Origin of the sequence: Flavobacterium oreochromis, from assembly GCF_019565455.1 — a bacterium.
In the GTDB taxonomy this organism is placed as follows: domain Bacteria; phylum Bacteroidota; class Bacteroidia; order Flavobacteriales; family Flavobacteriaceae; genus Flavobacterium; species Flavobacterium oreochromis.
Map to the genome: position 1 here is coordinate 1,604,589 of NZ_CP067377.1, position 17,289 is coordinate 1,621,877.

General features: G+C 29.3%; 14 protein-coding genes, 1 tRNA gene and 2 pseudogenes. 11 read left to right on the forward strand and 6 right to left on the reverse strand.

Going from position 1 to position 17,289, the window contains the following annotated elements:
• Positions 1–38: 38 nt before the first annotated feature.
• Together JJC03_RS07670 and galE are read left to right on the forward strand one after the other, a co-directional pair.
• The gene (locus JJC03_RS07670) at positions 39–1,169 is read left to right on the forward strand and encodes a DegT/DnrJ/EryC1/StrS family aminotransferase (protein ID WP_088398228.1); all 1,131 of its coding nucleotides are present in this window, start codon (positions 39–41) and stop codon (positions 1,167–1,169) included.
• 64 nt (positions 1,170–1,233) lie between these two features.
• Positions 1,234–2,248: pseudogene (gene galE, locus JJC03_RS07675) on the forward strand (UDP-glucose 4-epimerase GalE).
• 139 nt (positions 2,249–2,387) lie between these two features.
• Here the strand turns inward: galE and gpmI are convergent.
• Positions 2,388–3,905, reverse strand: coding sequence for a 2,3-bisphosphoglycerate-independent phosphoglycerate mutase (gene gpmI, locus JJC03_RS07680; RefSeq protein ID WP_088398230.1), 1,518 nt, complete (start codon positions 3,903–3,905; stop codon positions 2,388–2,390).
• 774 nt (positions 3,906–4,679) lie between these two features.
• On the opposite strand from gpmI, the gene JJC03_RS07685 reads away from it, so the two are divergent.
• Positions 4,680–5,387: a murein L,D-transpeptidase catalytic domain family protein gene (locus tag JJC03_RS07685; protein WP_165624271.1), complete on the forward strand. Its 708-nt coding sequence runs from the start codon at positions 4,680–4,682 to the stop codon at positions 5,385–5,387.
• Here JJC03_RS07685 and JJC03_RS07690 read toward each other — a convergent pair.
• The gene (locus JJC03_RS07690) at positions 5,331–6,299 is read right to left on the reverse strand and encodes a L,D-transpeptidase family protein (protein WP_374226264.1); all 969 of its coding nucleotides are present in this window, start codon (positions 6,297–6,299) and stop codon (positions 5,331–5,333) included. The genes JJC03_RS07685 and JJC03_RS07690 overlap by 57 nt on opposite strands.
• Entirely contained in the window at positions 6,220–6,984 is a 765-nt protein-coding gene (locus JJC03_RS07695; protein ID WP_235874276.1) for a L,D-transpeptidase scaffold domain-containing protein, read from the reverse strand. Before JJC03_RS07695 ends, JJC03_RS07690 begins: the two co-directional genes overlap by 80 nt.
• A 558-nt stretch (positions 6,985–7,542) precedes the next feature.
• Between JJC03_RS07695 and JJC03_RS07700 the strand changes: the two genes are divergently transcribed.
• A tRNA-Gly gene (locus tag JJC03_RS07700) sits at positions 7,543–7,615 on the forward strand.
• Between the two features lie 326 nt (positions 7,616–7,941).
• On the opposite strand, the gene pepE is transcribed toward JJC03_RS07700, so the two are convergent.
• On the reverse strand, positions 7,942–8,649 hold the full coding sequence (gene pepE, locus JJC03_RS07705) for a dipeptidase PepE (RefSeq protein WP_088398233.1): 708 nt from the start codon (positions 8,647–8,649) through the stop codon (positions 7,942–7,944).
• A gap of 97 nt (positions 8,650–8,746) precedes the next feature.
• Between pepE and JJC03_RS07710 the strand changes: the two genes are divergently transcribed.
• The 6 genes and pseudogenes from JJC03_RS07710 to JJC03_RS07735 all read left to right on the forward strand — a co-directional run bounded on the left by JJC03_RS07710 (position 8,747) and on the right by JJC03_RS07735 (position 14,097).
• Positions 8,747–9,475: a hypothetical protein gene (locus tag JJC03_RS07710; protein WP_088398234.1), complete on the forward strand. Its 729-nt coding sequence runs from the start codon at positions 8,747–8,749 to the stop codon at positions 9,473–9,475.
• A complete protein-coding gene (locus JJC03_RS07715) occupies positions 9,465–10,211 on the forward strand; it encodes a hypothetical protein (RefSeq protein ID WP_235874277.1) in 747 nt (248 codons plus the stop codon). Before JJC03_RS07710 ends, JJC03_RS07715 begins: the two co-directional genes overlap by 11 nt.
• Before the next feature lie 13 nt (positions 10,212–10,224).
• The gene (locus tag JJC03_RS07720) at positions 10,225–10,722 is read left to right on the forward strand and encodes a DUF6702 family protein (RefSeq protein ID WP_235819367.1); all 498 of its coding nucleotides are present in this window, start codon (positions 10,225–10,227) and stop codon (positions 10,720–10,722) included.
• Positions 10,723–10,811: 89 nt separating this feature from the next.
• Positions 10,812–13,055, forward strand: a complete 2,244-nt coding sequence (locus tag JJC03_RS07725; RefSeq protein WP_088398237.1) for a M1 family metallopeptidase — start codon at positions 10,812–10,814, stop codon at positions 13,053–13,055.
• A gap of 132 nt (positions 13,056–13,187) precedes the next feature.
• Positions 13,188–13,535: a Sec-independent protein translocase subunit TatA/TatB gene (locus tag JJC03_RS07730; RefSeq protein ID WP_088398238.1), complete on the forward strand. Its 348-nt coding sequence runs from the start codon at positions 13,188–13,190 to the stop codon at positions 13,533–13,535.
• Positions 13,535–14,097 (forward strand): annotated as a pseudogene (locus JJC03_RS07735) (phosphatase PAP2 family protein). Before JJC03_RS07730 ends, JJC03_RS07735 begins: the two are co-directional and overlap by 1 nt.
• A gap of 1 nt (position 14,098) precedes the next feature.
• Here the strand turns inward: JJC03_RS07735 and JJC03_RS07740 are convergent.
• Positions 14,099–14,740 (reverse strand): O-methyltransferase, encoded by a 642-nt coding sequence (locus JJC03_RS07740; RefSeq protein WP_088398240.1) that lies wholly within the window; start codon positions 14,738–14,740, stop codon positions 14,099–14,101.
• A gap of 375 nt (positions 14,741–15,115) precedes the next feature.
• Positions 15,116–16,066: an NAD(P)H-dependent flavin oxidoreductase gene (locus JJC03_RS07745; RefSeq protein WP_088398241.1), complete on the reverse strand. Its 951-nt coding sequence runs from the start codon at positions 16,064–16,066 to the stop codon at positions 15,116–15,118.
• A gap of 142 nt (positions 16,067–16,208) precedes the next feature.
• On the opposite strand from JJC03_RS07745, the gene rlmN reads away from it, so the two are divergent.
• A complete protein-coding gene (gene rlmN / locus JJC03_RS07750) occupies positions 16,209–17,252 on the forward strand; it encodes a dual-specificity RNA methyltransferase RlmN (protein WP_088398242.1) in 1,044 nt (347 codons plus the stop codon).
• Positions 17,253–17,289 lie beyond the last annotated feature (37 nt).

Here is a 17,289-nt window from a genome sequence, read left to right on the forward strand (position 1 = left end):
CTATTAAATTAGTAGATTTGTAACCTAAATTTTATTAGATGAGAAAGATACAAATGGTTGATTTAAAAAGCCAATATGATAAAATAAAAGAAGAAGTTAATACTTCCATTCAGGAAGTTTTAGATACTACAACCTATATCAATGGACCTTTAGTTCATCAATTTCAAGCAGATTTAGAAAAATATTTAGGAGTTAAACATGTAATACCATGCGCTAATGGAACAGATGCTCTACAAATTGCTATGATGGGATTAGGGTTAAAACCAGGAGACGAAGTAATAACAGCTGATTTTACTTTTGCAGCTACCGTAGAAGTTATTGCATTGTTACAGTTAACCCCTGTGTTAGTTGATGTAGATATGGATACAATGAATATTTCTATTGAAGCAATTAAAAAAGTAATAACCCCTAAAACAAAAGCCATTGTCCCTGTACATTTGTTTGGTCGTGCTGCAAACATGGATGAAATAATGGAAATAGCTAGTGAAAATAATTTATATGTTATTGAAGATAATGCACAGGCTATAGGTGCTAATTATACTTTTAAAAATGGATCTAAAGCGAAAGTAGGAGCAATAGGTCATGTAGGAGCAACTTCCTTTTTTCCCTCTAAAAATTTAGGGTGTTATGGTGATGGTGGAGCTATTTTTACTAATGATGATGAACTAGCTCATGTTATTAGAGGTATTGTGAATCATGGAATGTATATACGTTATCACCATGATGTTGTAGGAGTAAATTCTCGATTAGATACTATTCAAGCAGCTGTTTTAAAAGCAAAATTACCACATTTAGATACTTATAATAATGCACGTAGAGAGGCTGCTTATAAATACAATCAAGCTTTAGCTTCAAATCTTAACATAGTTACACCTCAATTTGATATTAATAATGATGATCATGTATTTCATCAATATGTATTTAGGGTAACAAATGGAAAACGTGATGCCTTATTAGAATATCTACAGTCAAAACAAATACCATGTGCAATCTATTATCCAATTCCTTTACATAGCCAAAAAGCGTATTTAGATTCGCGTTATAATGAAACCGATTTTCCTGTAACAAATCAGTTAGTAAAAGAGGTGATAGCTTTACCAATGCATACGGAGTTAGATGATGAACAGATAAAATTTATTACTGATGTAGTTTTAGATTTTGTGGGATAATATCGCCTATACAATTTAATTTTAGAACAATAAACAATAAACAATAAACAAATTATTAAATCATATGAAAATATTAGTGACTGGAGGTTTGGGGTTTATAGGATCTCATACTGTAGTAGAATTACAAAATAAAGGATTTGAAGTTATAGTAATAGATAATTTATCAAATTCATCTATAGATGTTTTAGAAGGAATTCAAAATATTACAGGCAAGAAGCCTATTTTTGAAAAAAATTGATTTGCGCGATAAAAAATCAGTTCAAGACTTTTTTCAAAAATATTCAGATGTAAATGGTGTTATTCATTTTGCTGCTAGCAAAGCAGTTGGAGAAAGTGTTGAAAATCCATTGTTATATTATGAAAATAATATTAATGCTTTAGTATATCTTTTACAAGAGTTAGAACAAAAGCCAGAAGCGCATTTTATTTTTAGTTCTTCGTGTACAGTTTATGGTCAAGCAGAAAAAATGCCTATAACAGAAGATGCTCCTGTTCAATCAGCAATATCTCCTTATGGGAATACTAAGCAAATAGGAGAGGAAATAATTACAGATGTTGCTAAAGTTTCTAATATTAATGCTGTTTTATTACGTTATTTTAATCCAATTGGGGCACATCCCTCTACAGAAATAGGAGAATTACCACTGGGAGTTCCTCAAAATTTAATTCCTTTTATTACACAAACTGCAATAGGTCTAAGAAAAGAATTATCAGTTTTTGGAGATGATTATCCTACAGAAGATGGAACAGCCATTCGTGACTATATTCATGTGGTAGATTTAGCTAAAGCACACGTAGTAGCATTAGAACGTTTATTAGGTAAAGAGAATCAAGAAAAAGTTGAAATTTTTAATGTAGGGACTGGAACAGGAAGTTCTGTATTAGAAGTAATTTCTACTTTTGAAAAAGTATCAGGTCAAAAATTACCGTACAAAATTGTAGGAAGAAGAGAAGGTGATATTACAGAAGCTTACGCACATACAGCAAAGGCTAATGAAGTTTTAGGCTGGAAATCTAAATCTACTCTAGAAGAAGCATTGACAAGTGCTTGGGAGTGGGAACAAAAGATTAGAAAATAATAAAAAGGAATAATTTAATAAAAAGACTAAAGCTTTTTAACTGATTAAAAAAAGGAGTCTAATCATATAATATTCAATGATAGACTCCTTTTGTATTTAATTGATTAAAGTCAAATTTTCTTTTACCGTTTTTATTAATTTATAAAAGTGAGTTGCTAGTCATAACTAATGGTTTCGGAATCCCCATTAATTCTAAAATAGTAGGAGCTATATCACCTAGAACCCCACTGTTTATATTGTTTAATTCTTTATCTATTAGTATAATAGGAACAGGGTTTGTTGTGTGAGCTGTATTAGGACTTCCATCAGGATTTATCATAGTGTCACAATTACCGTGATCAGCAATTAATATGGTTGTATAATTATGTTCTAAAGCAGTTGAAATAACATCTTTTACGCATTGATCTACTGCTTCACAGGCTTTAATAGCTGCCTTCATATCTCCTGTATGTCCTACCATATCTCCGTTTGCAAAATTAAGACACACAAAGTCTACAGCTTCTTTTTGTAATTCAGGAATTAATGCGTTTTTTAAATCAAAAGCACTCATTTCTGGTTGTAAGTCATATGTTGCAACTTTAGGAGATGGACATAAAATGCGACTTTCTCCTTCAAAAGGTTCTTCTCGTCCTCCAGAAAAGAAAAAAGTAACATGTGGGTATTTTTCTGTTTCAGCTATTCTGATTTGTTTTTTGCCAGCTTTCGCTACTACTTCCCCTAAGGTTTCTGTAATGTTATCTTTGTCATAAATAACGTGTACATTTTTATAAGTATCGTCATAGTTAGTCATGGTAACATAATATAAATCTAAATGACGCATATTGTGTTCATCAAGATTTTTTTGAGAAAGTACTTCCGTTAATTCACGGCCTCTATCAGTTCTGAAATTAAAGAAGATAACAACATCCCCATTTTGTATTGTTGTTAAAGGCTCTTCATTTTTATCTACTAATACAATGGGTTCAATAAATTCGTCTGTAATGTTATTGAGATAACTTTCTTTTATAGCAGCTGTAGGATCTGTTGCTTTTTTACCAATTCCATGTACCATAACATCATACGCTTTTTTTACACGTTCCCATCGTTTGTCACGATCCATAGCAAAATAGCGTCCTGTAATAGTAGCAATTTTAGCACTTGAATGAGTACAGTATTCAGCTAATTCTTCTATGTGTTTTATTCCTGATTTAGGATCTACATCACGACCATCTGTAAAGGCATGAATGAAAACTTTTTCTACATTATGATCTTTTGTAGCATCCAATAACCCTTTTAAATGATCTGTGTGGGAGTGAACTCCTCCATCTGATACTAAGCCTAAGAAATGTATAGGTTTATTGTTATTTTTGGCATATTCAAAAGCTTCTATTAATACTTTTTCATTGTTTAATGTTTTGTTTTGAACAGCTAAGTTAATTTTTGCTAAATCTTGATATACTATTCTTCCTGCTCCAAGATTCATATGGCCTACTTCGCTATTTCCCATTTGTCCCTCTGGTAATCCTACATTAAGTCCGTCAGTTCGTAATGTGGCATTGGGGAAATTTGTGTAAAGATTATCTATAAAAGGGGTATGTGCTTGATCAATAGCTGATACTTTAGGGTCTGGCGATTTTCCCCAGCCGTCAAGAATCATTAAAATTACTTTTTTATTCATCTTGTTAGAAATGTTATTTGAAATATCAAAAATAGGAATTTGAAATCAAATATGATCTTTAATTCTAATGGATTATAAAATAAGACTATTATAGATTGTTTTTTATGTAAATCAGATGTTAAAACATTTGTTCCCCCTGTATGTATTATAAAAAACGTATTTGAATTATTAATAATTACTATACCGTTTGTTAAGCAGATAGAATTATGAGTACACCCTATAACGAATGATTATTGGGGAATAAAGGAGATTGGCGTAAATAACTTTTTACCGATAGAATTAATCTTGTGACTAAGTTGAAAAAAATATGAACTAAATTAAGAACTCTAATTCAAGATATCTTTTATCTTAGAAAAAGGGAAATGCTAAAACAATATTCGATTAATTTAAAAATATTTTTAAATAGCGGATTCAATAAATTACTCTTAGGTAAACTAATTCAATAACATATTTTTAGCTTTAATATCTTAATAATGTTGTAGAGAAAAGAAATTATTAAAAATAACTTTGTTGATATAAAATAATTATTTTTTTAATGATTTAACGAAATACATATCTTGAATAACACAGAATTTTATCTAATTTGATTATAATATTATAGTTTCATAATGATATTTTATAATGGACATTGTTTAAAATTAAGAGGGGATATTTTAATCTAATAAATCGATGAAAAGCAAAAAAAACCGATAAAATGCAAAAATAATTTGTTCTATCTGTTTTTTTTTATAATATTTGTATTGTAGTAATAACAATGTAATTAAAAGATTGTCAATGGTTTACAGATTTTTGCCCCTTGTTTTGTTATTCTTAATGTCTTTTTCCCTAAAGGCTACTGATAACGTGAATTGTGATTTGGTAACGAATGAAAGCGCTAATGCTAAGTTAGCCAAAATTGAGATGATCTATTTTTCTTTAAATACAAACCATTTGGCATTACCGCCTATGGAGTGTTTTAAGAGAGCCATGTTAGGATATTATTCATTAAAAGAAAAAGGTTTAATAGAAAAAGAAGTATTGACTGTAATTGATTTTAGTTTATCATCAACTAAAAAAAGGATGTGGGTTATTGATTTGGTTTCGAATAAAATCTTATTTAATAATTTGGTTTCACACGGAATGAAATCAGGAGGAGAGTTTGCTAATAGTTTTTCAAACGAATTAAATTCTAGTAAGAGTAGTTTAGGGTTTTATATAACAGGAGAAACCTATGTAGGAAAACATGGATTATCTCTTAAATTAGATGGTCAAGAAAGAGGTATTAATGATAATGCTAGAAATCGTTCAGTTGTAATGCACGGAGCAGAATATGCTAATCCAGGTGTAATAAAAATGCAAGGTTACTTAGGTAGAAGTCAAGGATGTCCTGCTATACCTGAAGCGATAAAATATGATGTCATTAATACAGTAAAAGGAAAAACGTGTTTATTTATTTATCATCCGACTAGAGCTTATGATATCGCTAGTAAATTGACTGCTTAATCGTGTGTATAATTCAGAATCATATTGATAAATATCGTTTCTAAATTGCAAAATTCCCTTATCAGACCAAGCTGTAAAATATAGAAAATGAATTCCAAAATTCTGACTTACTTTTACAGCTTTTGTCTCTTTTTTTTGAATGATAGTGTCTATTTCAGCCAGTGAATAAGTAGGAACTTCTATGAGTTTTTTCTTGAATATAGGAGTAGAGCCTTTAGGTTTATTTTTTTGAATAATTTCTTCTTTTATATATTGTTTTTTCAATTTATCCTTTAGTAAATATTCAGCCAAAGGTAGTGGCTTTTCTATTCTAACACATCCAGAGCTTAAAGCTCGATATTGATTCTCAAAAAGGTCTCTATGATTTGTGTCATGCATAAACACTAAATGCTTGTTGCTAAAATTTATTTTTACTAAGCCTAAAGAATTATTATAACCAGGATTTTGTACATATTTATAACTTAAAGCATCTTCAGGTTTCCATTCATATGGCGCTATTTCCTTATTTTTAGAATTAAAAATTTTGATTTTGCTCTTGTAAAAATAACTTCTATTTTTTGTAGCAGCAGGAATCAAATCCTCTTTAATAATCGTAGGAGGAACTGTCCAAGTAGGGTTGAAAATGATATTGTCAACCTTTGAAGAAAGAATAGGGGTTTTACGTTTAGGTTGACCAATGACTACTCGATAAGTTTTTGTAGTATCATTATTTTCTACAACTTGTAATTGAAAATCAGTAAGATTAACAGCTAAATAATTGGTTCCTAAATCAGAAGGAAACCATCTCCATCTTTCAAGATTTACCATGATTTGTTGTTTGCGATATTCTTTGCTATGGTTTAAAGCTTTTAGAGTACCTAAGCCTATTCGTCCATCTGTTTGTAAACCATGACGGTTTTGGAATTGAATGATTGCTTTTTTTTAAATTTTCATCAAAGGTTTTGTTAGAAAGAGTATCATTAGGTTTTAAATCACCCCATAGTCTTAATCTTTTTTTTATTTTGGCTATTGTATTGCTGTTTTTTAATCCAAAATATAATTTTTCATTCAGTTTAGGTTTTATTGTATCAAAGATTTCGTTAGGCATAGTATTAATTTTTAATAAAGCCTTTTTAAGTCCTTTGTAAATATAATGTTGAGGTTTGCTATTATTAATTAAGCTGTCTACTTGTTTTTTTGCTAAAATGGTAGTTAATATAGAATCTGTAACAATAGGTTTAGGGGTTATTTCCCAATCTGAATAAATTTCGTTAGCATCAAGTTTTCCATTTTTTAAATGAGAACTATATTTAATTAAGGCAATCGTTAGTAATTTATGATAGTTTTCTTTTTGATCAGGTGTTAGTACTATTGAATCTTCGTATTTTAATAATTCTGAATAATGATAATCTTCAGGAAACAATCCTTCTTCTATTGATTTTCTTATGGCTTCCAATAGAGCTATTCTATTTTCGTCTATATCCCAATTTTCTAATAGACTTTCATTTTGTAAAGCATTTTTAATGCTTTCTTCTGTTGAAAAAAATTTAGGGTTAGTGTTATTAGCACAACCTAAATAAATTAAGATAGAAATGAATAATGGGTAAATTTTTTTCATATATTAATTTCTTTGTACATAAGACAGTGTAAGCCTATATTATTGTATTAAATACTTCACCTATTCTTTGGTGTTTGATTTTTTATAAAACCTATTGCATTAAATGAAATTGACGCTATGGATTCTCTTTTCAAAAATTGTTCCAAATGCTTTAATAATACTTCATAGTCTTTAGTTCCATCATTTTTTAAAATAGCCATTCTTCTTGTTTGATATTGACTAATAAAATTACATAAATTATTTTGATGAAGAAAGACTGAAATAACTGCTTTTAGACTGCCTTTTCAAATCAATGAATATCTAATTAATCACCTTTAAAAGAATAATCAGCTAGTAGTTTTCCAGCTCTAAGTACATCGTTTATAATGATGTATGTTCTCTTTTTAAAATTCTTTTAATAGTTAGTTATGTTACACAAAAGTACGGTTTTATTAGAAAGAGATTTATTTCGGAAATGGGTTTTTATCGGGTAAATGGGTTATTGATCGGATTTTTTTTAAAAAAAGATTTTTAAAAATTTGGAGAAACAAAAAACATGCTTATATTTGCACTCGCAATGCGGAAGTAGCTCAGTTGGTAGAGCTCCAGCCTTCCAAGCTGGTTGTCGCGAGTTCGAGCCTCGTCTTCCGCTCTAGTTAAAAGCCCAAATGAAAATTTGGGCTTTTTCTTTTTAAAACTTTTTTACGTTATATTTCGTCTGTTAAATCTTAATGATTTCTTAATCAAAGTTTATAGATACAAATAAATTATGTTTTTCTTTATAACCAGTTGGTTATTATGAAATTAATTATATAATAGAATTCATAAATCTTATGAAGTCTTTCGTTTTATATTTAAAGGTATAAGACCGTCTAAAAAATGATCGAATGTGTTATATGAATTTAGTTTATTCATTTTTTCTAATATTTATTAGAAAATTATTTTTTATTCTTTTTAGAAGGTCTTAATATTTTAAAATTAACTTAAGAAATTTAAATTTTCTCCAGGAGCCATTTCTACAGCAAATTCATTTGGTCTAAAAAGTCTCGCTGTGAGATCACCTCTTAAAAAAACATCTGAATTATATACTTCTAACCAACTTCCTTCACGTAGTCCTAAAACTGGTGTTGTATTTAATTTGTGAAATTCATTAATACGTGTTTCTCGGGTTTCTCCCATATGAGTAGAACCTTCAACAGGATCTAAATAATGCGGATTTAAGTTGAATGAAATTAAGCCTAATGTCTCAAAACTTGGAGGAAGAATGATAGGCATATCATTAGTAGTGTTCATTGTTTTTCCTCCAATATTACTTCCTGCACTTGTACCTAAATAAGGAGTCCCTTTTTCAATTACTTCTTTTAAAACTGATACGAGACCTTTTTCGTAAAGTTTAGATACTAATAAAAAAGTATTGCCACCTCCTGTAAAAATACCTTCAGCATTTTGTACTGCTTCTATTGGATTTTTAAATTCATGTATTCCTTTTACTGAAATGTCAATTTTAGCAAAAGCCTCTTCTACTTTTGCTGTATATGCTTCATAACTTATTCCGCTTGGTTGTGCATACGGTATGAAAAGCAAAGTTTTTACTTTGTTAAAATGATTACATAAAGTAGGAAGTAAATATTCTAAATAACCACCACTATATAAAGTGGATGTACTTGCTAAAATAACTTTTTTCATTTTTTATAATTTGATTCAAATATACAGAATTAACAAAATTTTACTATTCTATTAGTACTTTATTAGCTAGTAGAGAAACTATTTTTACAAAAAAAATATGTATAAAAAGATTGTACTTTTGCTTTTTGGTATACAAAATATCTTTGCTCAAGAAAATATAAAAGGAAAAGTTGAAGTAGATTTGATTAAGAAAGATAGTCTCATGGTTGTTAATAGGGTTACAGGTCAATGGGTTTATACAAATCCTATTGGAGAGTTTGAATTAGCGGCTTGTCCAGAAGATGTTTTACTTATTGCTTCTCCTACAATAGAACCTCTTGAAATACGGTTAAATTTAAATTCATTTAAAACAAATATTCTTTTATTGTCTGTTTCTCCCAAAATAAAAGAATTACAAGAAGTTTATATTAAAAGGTTTTCAGCTAAATCGTTAGGAATTGTAAATAAAGATCAGAAGACATATACTTCAATAGAACGGAAATTATATGCCGCAAGAGGTGGTGATCAAAATTTTTATGGGTTGAGCTCTAAAGTGTCTTTTGATCGTGTTTTGAATACATTTTCAGGAAAGACTAAAATGTTTGAAAAAGCACTCGAAAATGAAAAATATGAATCAAATACAGTTAAGCTTCTTAATAAATTAACAGAAGATTTTTTTCTTTTTACATTAAAGATAGAAAAAGAATATTTAGAAGGTTTTCTAGTTTTGGCTTCTGAGGATTTTTTGATAGATAAAATTTTACAAGAAAAAGATCTTACAAATTTAAAACTTCGATTAGTGGAACTCGTTTTTAAATTTAATGAATTGAATAAAAATGAAAAGTAAAATTGTACTATGGGTTTTATTTGCTATTTCTCAATTTGGATTTGCACAGAATAAAATTCTATTAGATGGAATAGTGCAATCTGATTTAGGTCCTTTAGATCAAATTATCGTAATAAATAGAACTACTAAAGAAACAACAACTACAAGTTCAGAGGGTAAATTTAAAATACAAGCAAATTCTGATAATTTGTTAGTTTTTACTTCTTCTAAAATAGAACCATTAGAAATTCGACTTAACTCAAATTCTTTTAAACAAAACCCTTTTGTTGTAAAAGTAAAAGTAAAAGTTGTTGAAATGGAAGAGGTGGTTGTTAAAACTATTTCGGCTAAAAAATTAGGAATTATAACTGAAAATGTAAAAAGTTATACGCCAGCTGAAAGAAAGCTTTTAGAAGCAGGTAGTTTTAAGTGGTATAGTTTTTTATTAATTCCTGTAGGAGGTATGAGTATGACAGGTTTGATTAATCAAATATCAGGAAGAACAGCTATGTTGAAGAAAGAATTAAAGGTAGAGCAGAGTGAGATAAATAAGAACCGTCTTAAATCTGTTTTTTCACAAGAATTTTATCGGGACATTTTAAAAATACCAGATAATTATTTAGATGGTTTTATCGTTTATGCTTCTGAAAATTCTAAGATTGCTCAGGATTTACAAGCAAAAAATTTTGGAGCTTTGCGTTTTGATTTAATTGATTTGGCTGTTAGATATAAAGAAATAATAACTATTCAGAAATAATATATTTTATAAGATGATTAAGAAAATTACATTGCATTTAATTGCTTTTTTCCTTTTAAGCTCTTTTACTATTCATAAGTTTTATGTGTCTATATATCAAATTAATTATGAACCTGAAAAAAAGAGACTTCAAATAACAACTCGGATATTTATAGATGATTTTAATCAAGTATTATTTTCTAAATATCATATAAAGACTGCTTTAGGTGAGAAAGAAGAAACAGAAAGGGATGTAGAATTAATGAAAAAATATTTGCATGAAACATTTAAAATAAAAATAAATGGAAAATTTAAAAGCTTGTACTTTGTACAAAAAGAAATAGAAGGAAATGTTTTAGTTGGTTATTACAAAATAGAAAACGTATCGAAGTTAAAACTTCTTGAAATATATAATAATGCGCTCTTAGAGCTTAACGATGAACAACAAAATTTGATTCATATAAATAACAAAGGAATGAAAAACAGTTTTTTATTTTCGGGAAACAATACAAGTGGAGTGTTAAAGTATTGATAAATATTTAAGGAAATTAAAAAAAGATTTTATTTTTAGCCTTTAAAAATTAATAAAGTTAAAGTTCTAACTAATTTTGTAATAAATAAATGAAAAAATTAACGTCTCTAGTAGTTGCGTTATTCTCTACTTTTCTAGGAGTGGCCCAAGAATCAAAGAGTAAGTCTAAATCAGAAACTCATACAGATCAAAGTAAGTTTCGTCAGATGTATGATTTAATGGCTACGCCCAATATGTATCGTACTGCTTCAGGAGCTCCAGGGCCTGAATATTATCAGCAACGTGCAGACTATAAAATGGATATTGAGTTAGATGATAAAAAAGCACGTTTATACGGAGTAGAAACCATTACTTATACAAATAATGCAAAGGAATCATTAGATTATTTATGGGTGCAGCTAGATCAAAATCTTTTTGCAAAAACATCTAAAACACCTTTAGTAAGAAATGAAAAAATAGATCCAGCTATCAGTGCTAGAGCATTTTCACGTACTTATATGGAGGAAAAATTTGATGGCGGTTTTAATATAGAATATATTAAAGATGCTATGGGACAACCTATTTCTTATACGATTAATGAAACCATGATGCGTGTTGATTTGAAAAAGCCCTTAGCAAAAGGAGAAAAATTTATTTTTACTATAAAATGGTGGTACAACGTAGGAAATTATATGGTAGATGGAGGACGTAGTGGCTATGAACAATTTCCAGATGGAAATAGATTATATGTTCTAGCTCAATTTTTTCCTCGTATGGCCGTATATAATGATGTAGAAGGATGGCAAAATATGCAATTTTGGGGACAAGGAGAATTTGCTTTGCCTTTTGGAAATTATGAAGTAAATATAACTGTGCCAGCAGATCATATAATGGAAGCTACAGGTACCTTGCAAAATAGAGCAGAGGTTCTAACTCCTGTCCAATTACAGCGTTATTTACAAGCAGAAAAAACATTTGATAAACCCGTAATTATAGCCACCCAAGAAGAAGCTGTAGAAAGAGAAAAATCTTGGTCAGATAAAAAGAAAGTATGGCGTTTTAAAGCAGAAAATGTACGTGATTTTGGGATTTCTACTTCTCGAAAATTTATTTTAGATGCTATGGCGGTTCAATTAGGAGATAAAAAAGTAATGGCTACTTCTATTTATCCTAAAGAAGGGAATCCTTTATGGGAGCAATATTCAACTAAAATCGTAGCTCATACTTTAAAAAGTTATTCTGCAAAAACATTTGATTATCCTTATCCTAAAGCAGTTTCTGTTAATGCACAAGATCAAGGAATGGAATATCCCATGATTTGTTGGAATTTTGGAAGACCAGATGAAAAAGGAAATTATTCAGACCATTTAAAGTATGGTATGATGGGAGTTATAGTTCATGAGGTAGGACATAATTTTTTTCCAATGATAGTTAATTCTGATGAACGTCAATGGACATGGATGGATGAGGGATTAAATACTTTTTTAGAGTATTTAGCGGAGATAGAATGGGATCCTAATTTTCCAACTGATCGAGGTCCAGCTAAAATGATAGTTCCATATATGAGTGGAGATCAAAATGGTATAGAGCCTATTATGTCTAATTCTGAAGTTATTAAACAATTTGGTAATAATGCTTATGGGAAACCTGCAACAGCGTTGAATATTTTAAGAGAAACTATTATGGGGCGTGAGCTTTTTGATTACGCATTTAAAACCTATGCAAATCGTTGGAAATTTAAACATCCTACTCCTGAAGACTTTTTTAGAACAATGGAAGACGCGTCAGGAGTTGACTTAGATTGGTTTTGGCGCGGTTGGTTTTACACAACTGACTACAATGATATAGGAGTAAAAGAAGTAAAACAATTTTTTATAACAAATGATGAACCAGCTGGTTTTAAGGCACAAGAAGTAACACGGAAAAATCGTTTTAGAGCATCAGGACCTAAAGTGTATATGGTTGAAAAATCAAGTGTTGATTTTAAACCAGCAATGGATAAGTCTTTTGAAACAAAAGAAATAAAAACATTAGAAGATTTTATAAATACAAATTTTACAGCGGAAGAAAAAGCTAAATTAGTAACACCTAAATACTTTTATCAAGTTACTTTTGATAAACCAGGAGGTTTAGTAATGCCTTTATTAGTTGAAATTACTTATGAAGATAATACAACAGAAAATTATAAATTTCCAGCTCAAATTTGGTTAAAAAATGATAAAGAAGTTTCACGCGTTTTTGCGACTCAAAAAATTATAAAAAAAATAAAGATAGATCCTAAAGAAGAAACCGCAGATATTGATGTTTCAAATAATACTTGGCCAAAAGAAGAAATTAAATCTAAATTTGATTAAAAAAAGTTGATTATATTAATTCTCTTAAACTTGTCATTTTACTTATATATGTAGAATGGCAAGTTTTTTATTTCTTTTAACGTGTATTCATTGAATTTCTAATTACCTTTGTGAAAAGTAAAAAATAATAATATGTTCGGAATTGGTGGCGGTGAATTAATATTCATCATCTTTATAGCTCTTATGTTATTTGGAGCAGATAAAATACCAGATATAGCACGTACTTTAGGAAAAGGAATGGCGCAGTTAAAAAACGCGACTAATGATATTAAATCAGAAATCCAAAATAGTACTACAGGGAAAGAAATAACTCAAATGACCACTGATTTTTCTAAAGAAGTAGAAAGTATAAAGCAAAATGTTCAGGATCGCATAATGAAAGATGCTCCTGTACAAAATTCCTTAGATATAACGAAAGAAATAGATGAGGTAAAAGAAAGCTTCGAAGATTTAACTGGACCTATAAAACGTCAGATGTAATGTTAGAATATTTAATAGAACTAGATAAGCAGCTTTTTATTTTTTTAAATGGTTTAGGAACTCAATCATTCGATGGTTTTTGGTTGTTTATTACAAAACAGTTTCATTGGACTCCCTTTTTTATCATAATTTTGTATTTAGTATATAAAAAGAAGGAGGCTGGAAACCCTTTCTTGTTGTTCTGTTCACTATTACTTTATTAATTACCTTTACAGATCAGTTTACTAATCTTGTAAAAGAAGCAGTTCAGCGATTACGCCCTTGCAGTACTCCAGAATTAAAAGGAATTATACGAATTGTAAAAAGTAGTGATACATTTAGTTTTTTCTCAGGGCATGCAGCTAACTCTATGGCAACAACAGTTTTTGTATATCTAATTCTTAGAAGAAATTATAAATATACCTATTTACTTTTTTTCTTTCCTTTAATTTTTGCTTATAGCCGTATTTATTTAGGTTTACATTATCCAAGTGATATTTTAACAGGATATATTGTTGGAGGAATTTTTGGAGTAAGTTTCTATGTATTATATACTAAGTTAGTAAAAAGAAAGGAGCAGTAGTTTATAAAACTCTGCTCACCGTTAATCCATCTCTTATAGGAAGTAAAACCGTTTCTACCCTAGGGTCATTTTTTAAAAGTTGATTGTATTCTAAAAGAATTTTTGTGCTTTTATCATTTGCTTTTACGTCTTCCAGTACTTTACCGCTCCATAATACATTATCAGATAAAATTATACCTCCAGAATTCATCATGGGAAGTATTAGATGAAAATAGTTAATATAATTTTCCTTATCTGCATCTATAAAAACTAAATCAAATTTTTTGTTTAGAGTAGGAATGATTTCTAATGCGTTTCCTAAATGCTGATGTATCTGATTAGCCCAAGGAGATTGGTCAAAATATTTTTTTTGAAAATCATACAATTCCTCGTTGTTATCTATAGTATCCAGTGTTCCATTAATAATTAAACCTTCTGCTAAGCATAACGCAGCATAGCCTGTGTAGGTTCCTATTTCAAGAATAGTATTAGGGCGTATTAGCTTAGATAGCATGCTTAAAACACGTCCTTGAAAATGACCACTTAACATACGAGGTTGCAGTATTTTTTGGTGCGTTTCTTTGTTTAAACGAGCTAAAAGCTCAGGTTCGTTCTCGCTATGATGAGTGACATAGTTTTCTAAATCTTCTGAAATGAAATGCATATTTTCGAATTACAAATTACAAATCTCAAAGTTTAAAAAAACTTTGAATTTGCTTATATGGATAAATCACAAAATTAAGATAATTATTTTTAAATAATTGAGTAAAAAAGATTCTATCTTTAATAAGATGAAAAAGGAAATATTTTATGTAAATGCCTTTATTAAAGATTTTTAAAAATTTAATTATCTTCAATCCTTAAAATACAAAAAGAATATTCATTGGAAAAAAACATTTTCTCCAACTTTACTAAAAAGTATTGTTGGTGTTTTGTTTTCTTTCTTTTGAATGTTCTTTTTACTTCTAGTGGATGATTAGGTAATTATTTTTTTTTTAGAACAATAACTACCTAATCAACTTTTAATACTATAATAGAATTATTGAATGAGCCCCTCTATTATTTTGTGTACAGGTTGAATAGATTTAGAATATTCTATTGTTGGACCAGCAACCCAAACTGTTTTATAAGTAGCTTGTGTGGCAGCTTTCGTTACTGCATTATTTCCAATCATAAAACGAATTAATTTAGCCCATTTTTTTAGACTTTTATTTGTGTTTAAAAATCGTTCTAGCCAATTTAATTTTGTTCCTATTTTTTGAACATAAGGAGTATTAATAACTGTACAAGGTGTTCCTGAAATTTTTTCAGTCATTACAATGTCTTTTGCTCCATAATCTACACAAGCTTGTTTGTATTCTTGTGATACATTTGCTTCGTCAGAAGGAATAAAAAGACTTCCGATAGAAACACCTATAGCTCCGTAATTAAGCATTTTGTTTAAGTCAGCTTTACATCCTACACCGCCAGCAGAAATAACAGGTAAAGAGGTGTTTTCATCTAATAATTTAATTAGTTTTTCAGGATCTACATCACCTCTATGTCCTCCAGCTTGATTATTTACTGCTATAATAGCATCAGCCTTTAAGCTTTCCACTTTTTTAGCAAATTTAAGATCAGTAACATCACAAAAAACTTTAATTCCTACTTTATGCGCTTCTAATATGGTTTCTTCAGGACTTCCTAATGAAGTGATAATAAAATCTACTTTTTCTTCACAAAGAACCCTTAGTTGTTCTTTATATTTAATATTTGATTTGTTTACGATGAGGTTAAAACCAAAACTTCCACCTTCTACTTTAGCTGCTTTTAATTCTTTTATAGCATTTCTTAACTCTTCAAGAGTACGATAGTTTAAGGCAGGGATACAACCTGCAACTCCTGCTTTCATACCTTCTATCACCATAGCGGTATTAGAAACTAAAAACATAGGAGCCATTATAATAGGATGTTTTATATCTAATAATTCTGTTAATGTGGTTTTTGCCATAATTGTAAATTTGATCAAATATAATAAAAAATATTATGCTTGCATATAATAAAAAATATTTAAGAATCTAAGAAATGAATCTTGCTTAATACTATGTAGGAATTTGATATTTGAAAAAATTAAGAATTCTTATCTTTGCCTCATGCAAACAGAAAAGAGAGATATACGAGCGTTAAGCAAAGAAGAATTACGAGCATTTTTCGTGTCTAATGGAGATAAAGCTTTTAGAGGAAATCAAGTTTATGAATGGTTATGGCAAAAAAAAGCACATAAGTTTGAAGATATGACAAGTCTTTCTAAAGCAACTAGAGATATGTTAGAACACAATTTTGTAATCCAGCATATAAAAGTAGATCAGATGCAAAGGAGTGAAGATGGAACGGTAAAGAATGCAGTTCGTTTGCATGATGGCTTAGTAGTAGAATCTGTATTAATTCCAACTGAAACTCGAACGACAGCATGTGTGTCAAGTCAAGTTGGATGTAGTTTAGATTGTAATTTTTGTGCAACAGCACGATTAAAAAGAATGCGAAACTTAGAGCCAGGAGAAATTTATGATCAAGTGGCGGCTATAGATTCAGAAAGTCGTTTATATTATAATCGTCCTTTATCAAATATTGTTTTTATGGGGATGGGAGAACCTCTTATGAATTACCCTAATGTTATGAAAGCAATAGATAAAATAACATCACCAGAAGGATTAGGCATGTCTCCTAAGCGTATTACCGTTTCTACATCAGGTATTTCTAAAATGATAAAAAAAATGGCAGATGATGAAGTTAAATTCAAATTAGCTGTTTCATTACATTCAGCAGTGGAAGAAATTAGAAATGAAATTATGCCTTTTACTAAAAATTTCCCTTTAACAGATTTGCGAGAAGCTTTGCAGTATTGGTATAAAAAGACAAAGAGTAAAGTAACTTATGAATATGTTGTTTGGAGAGGAATTAATGATGATAAGAGATCAATAGATGCTCTAGTTAAATTTTGTAAGTACGTTCCTTGTAAAGTTAATTTGATTGAATACAATCCTATAGATGAAGGTGATTTTCAACAAGCATCAGAACAAGCAATAAATGATTATATAAAAACTTTAGAGGCAGCTGATGTAGTAGTAAAGGTTAGGAGAAGTAGAGGAAAAGATATAGATGCTGCTTGTGGACAGTTAGCTAATAAAGAAATTTAAAAAAGAGGTATTCTGTTGTATTATAGGACACTATCCT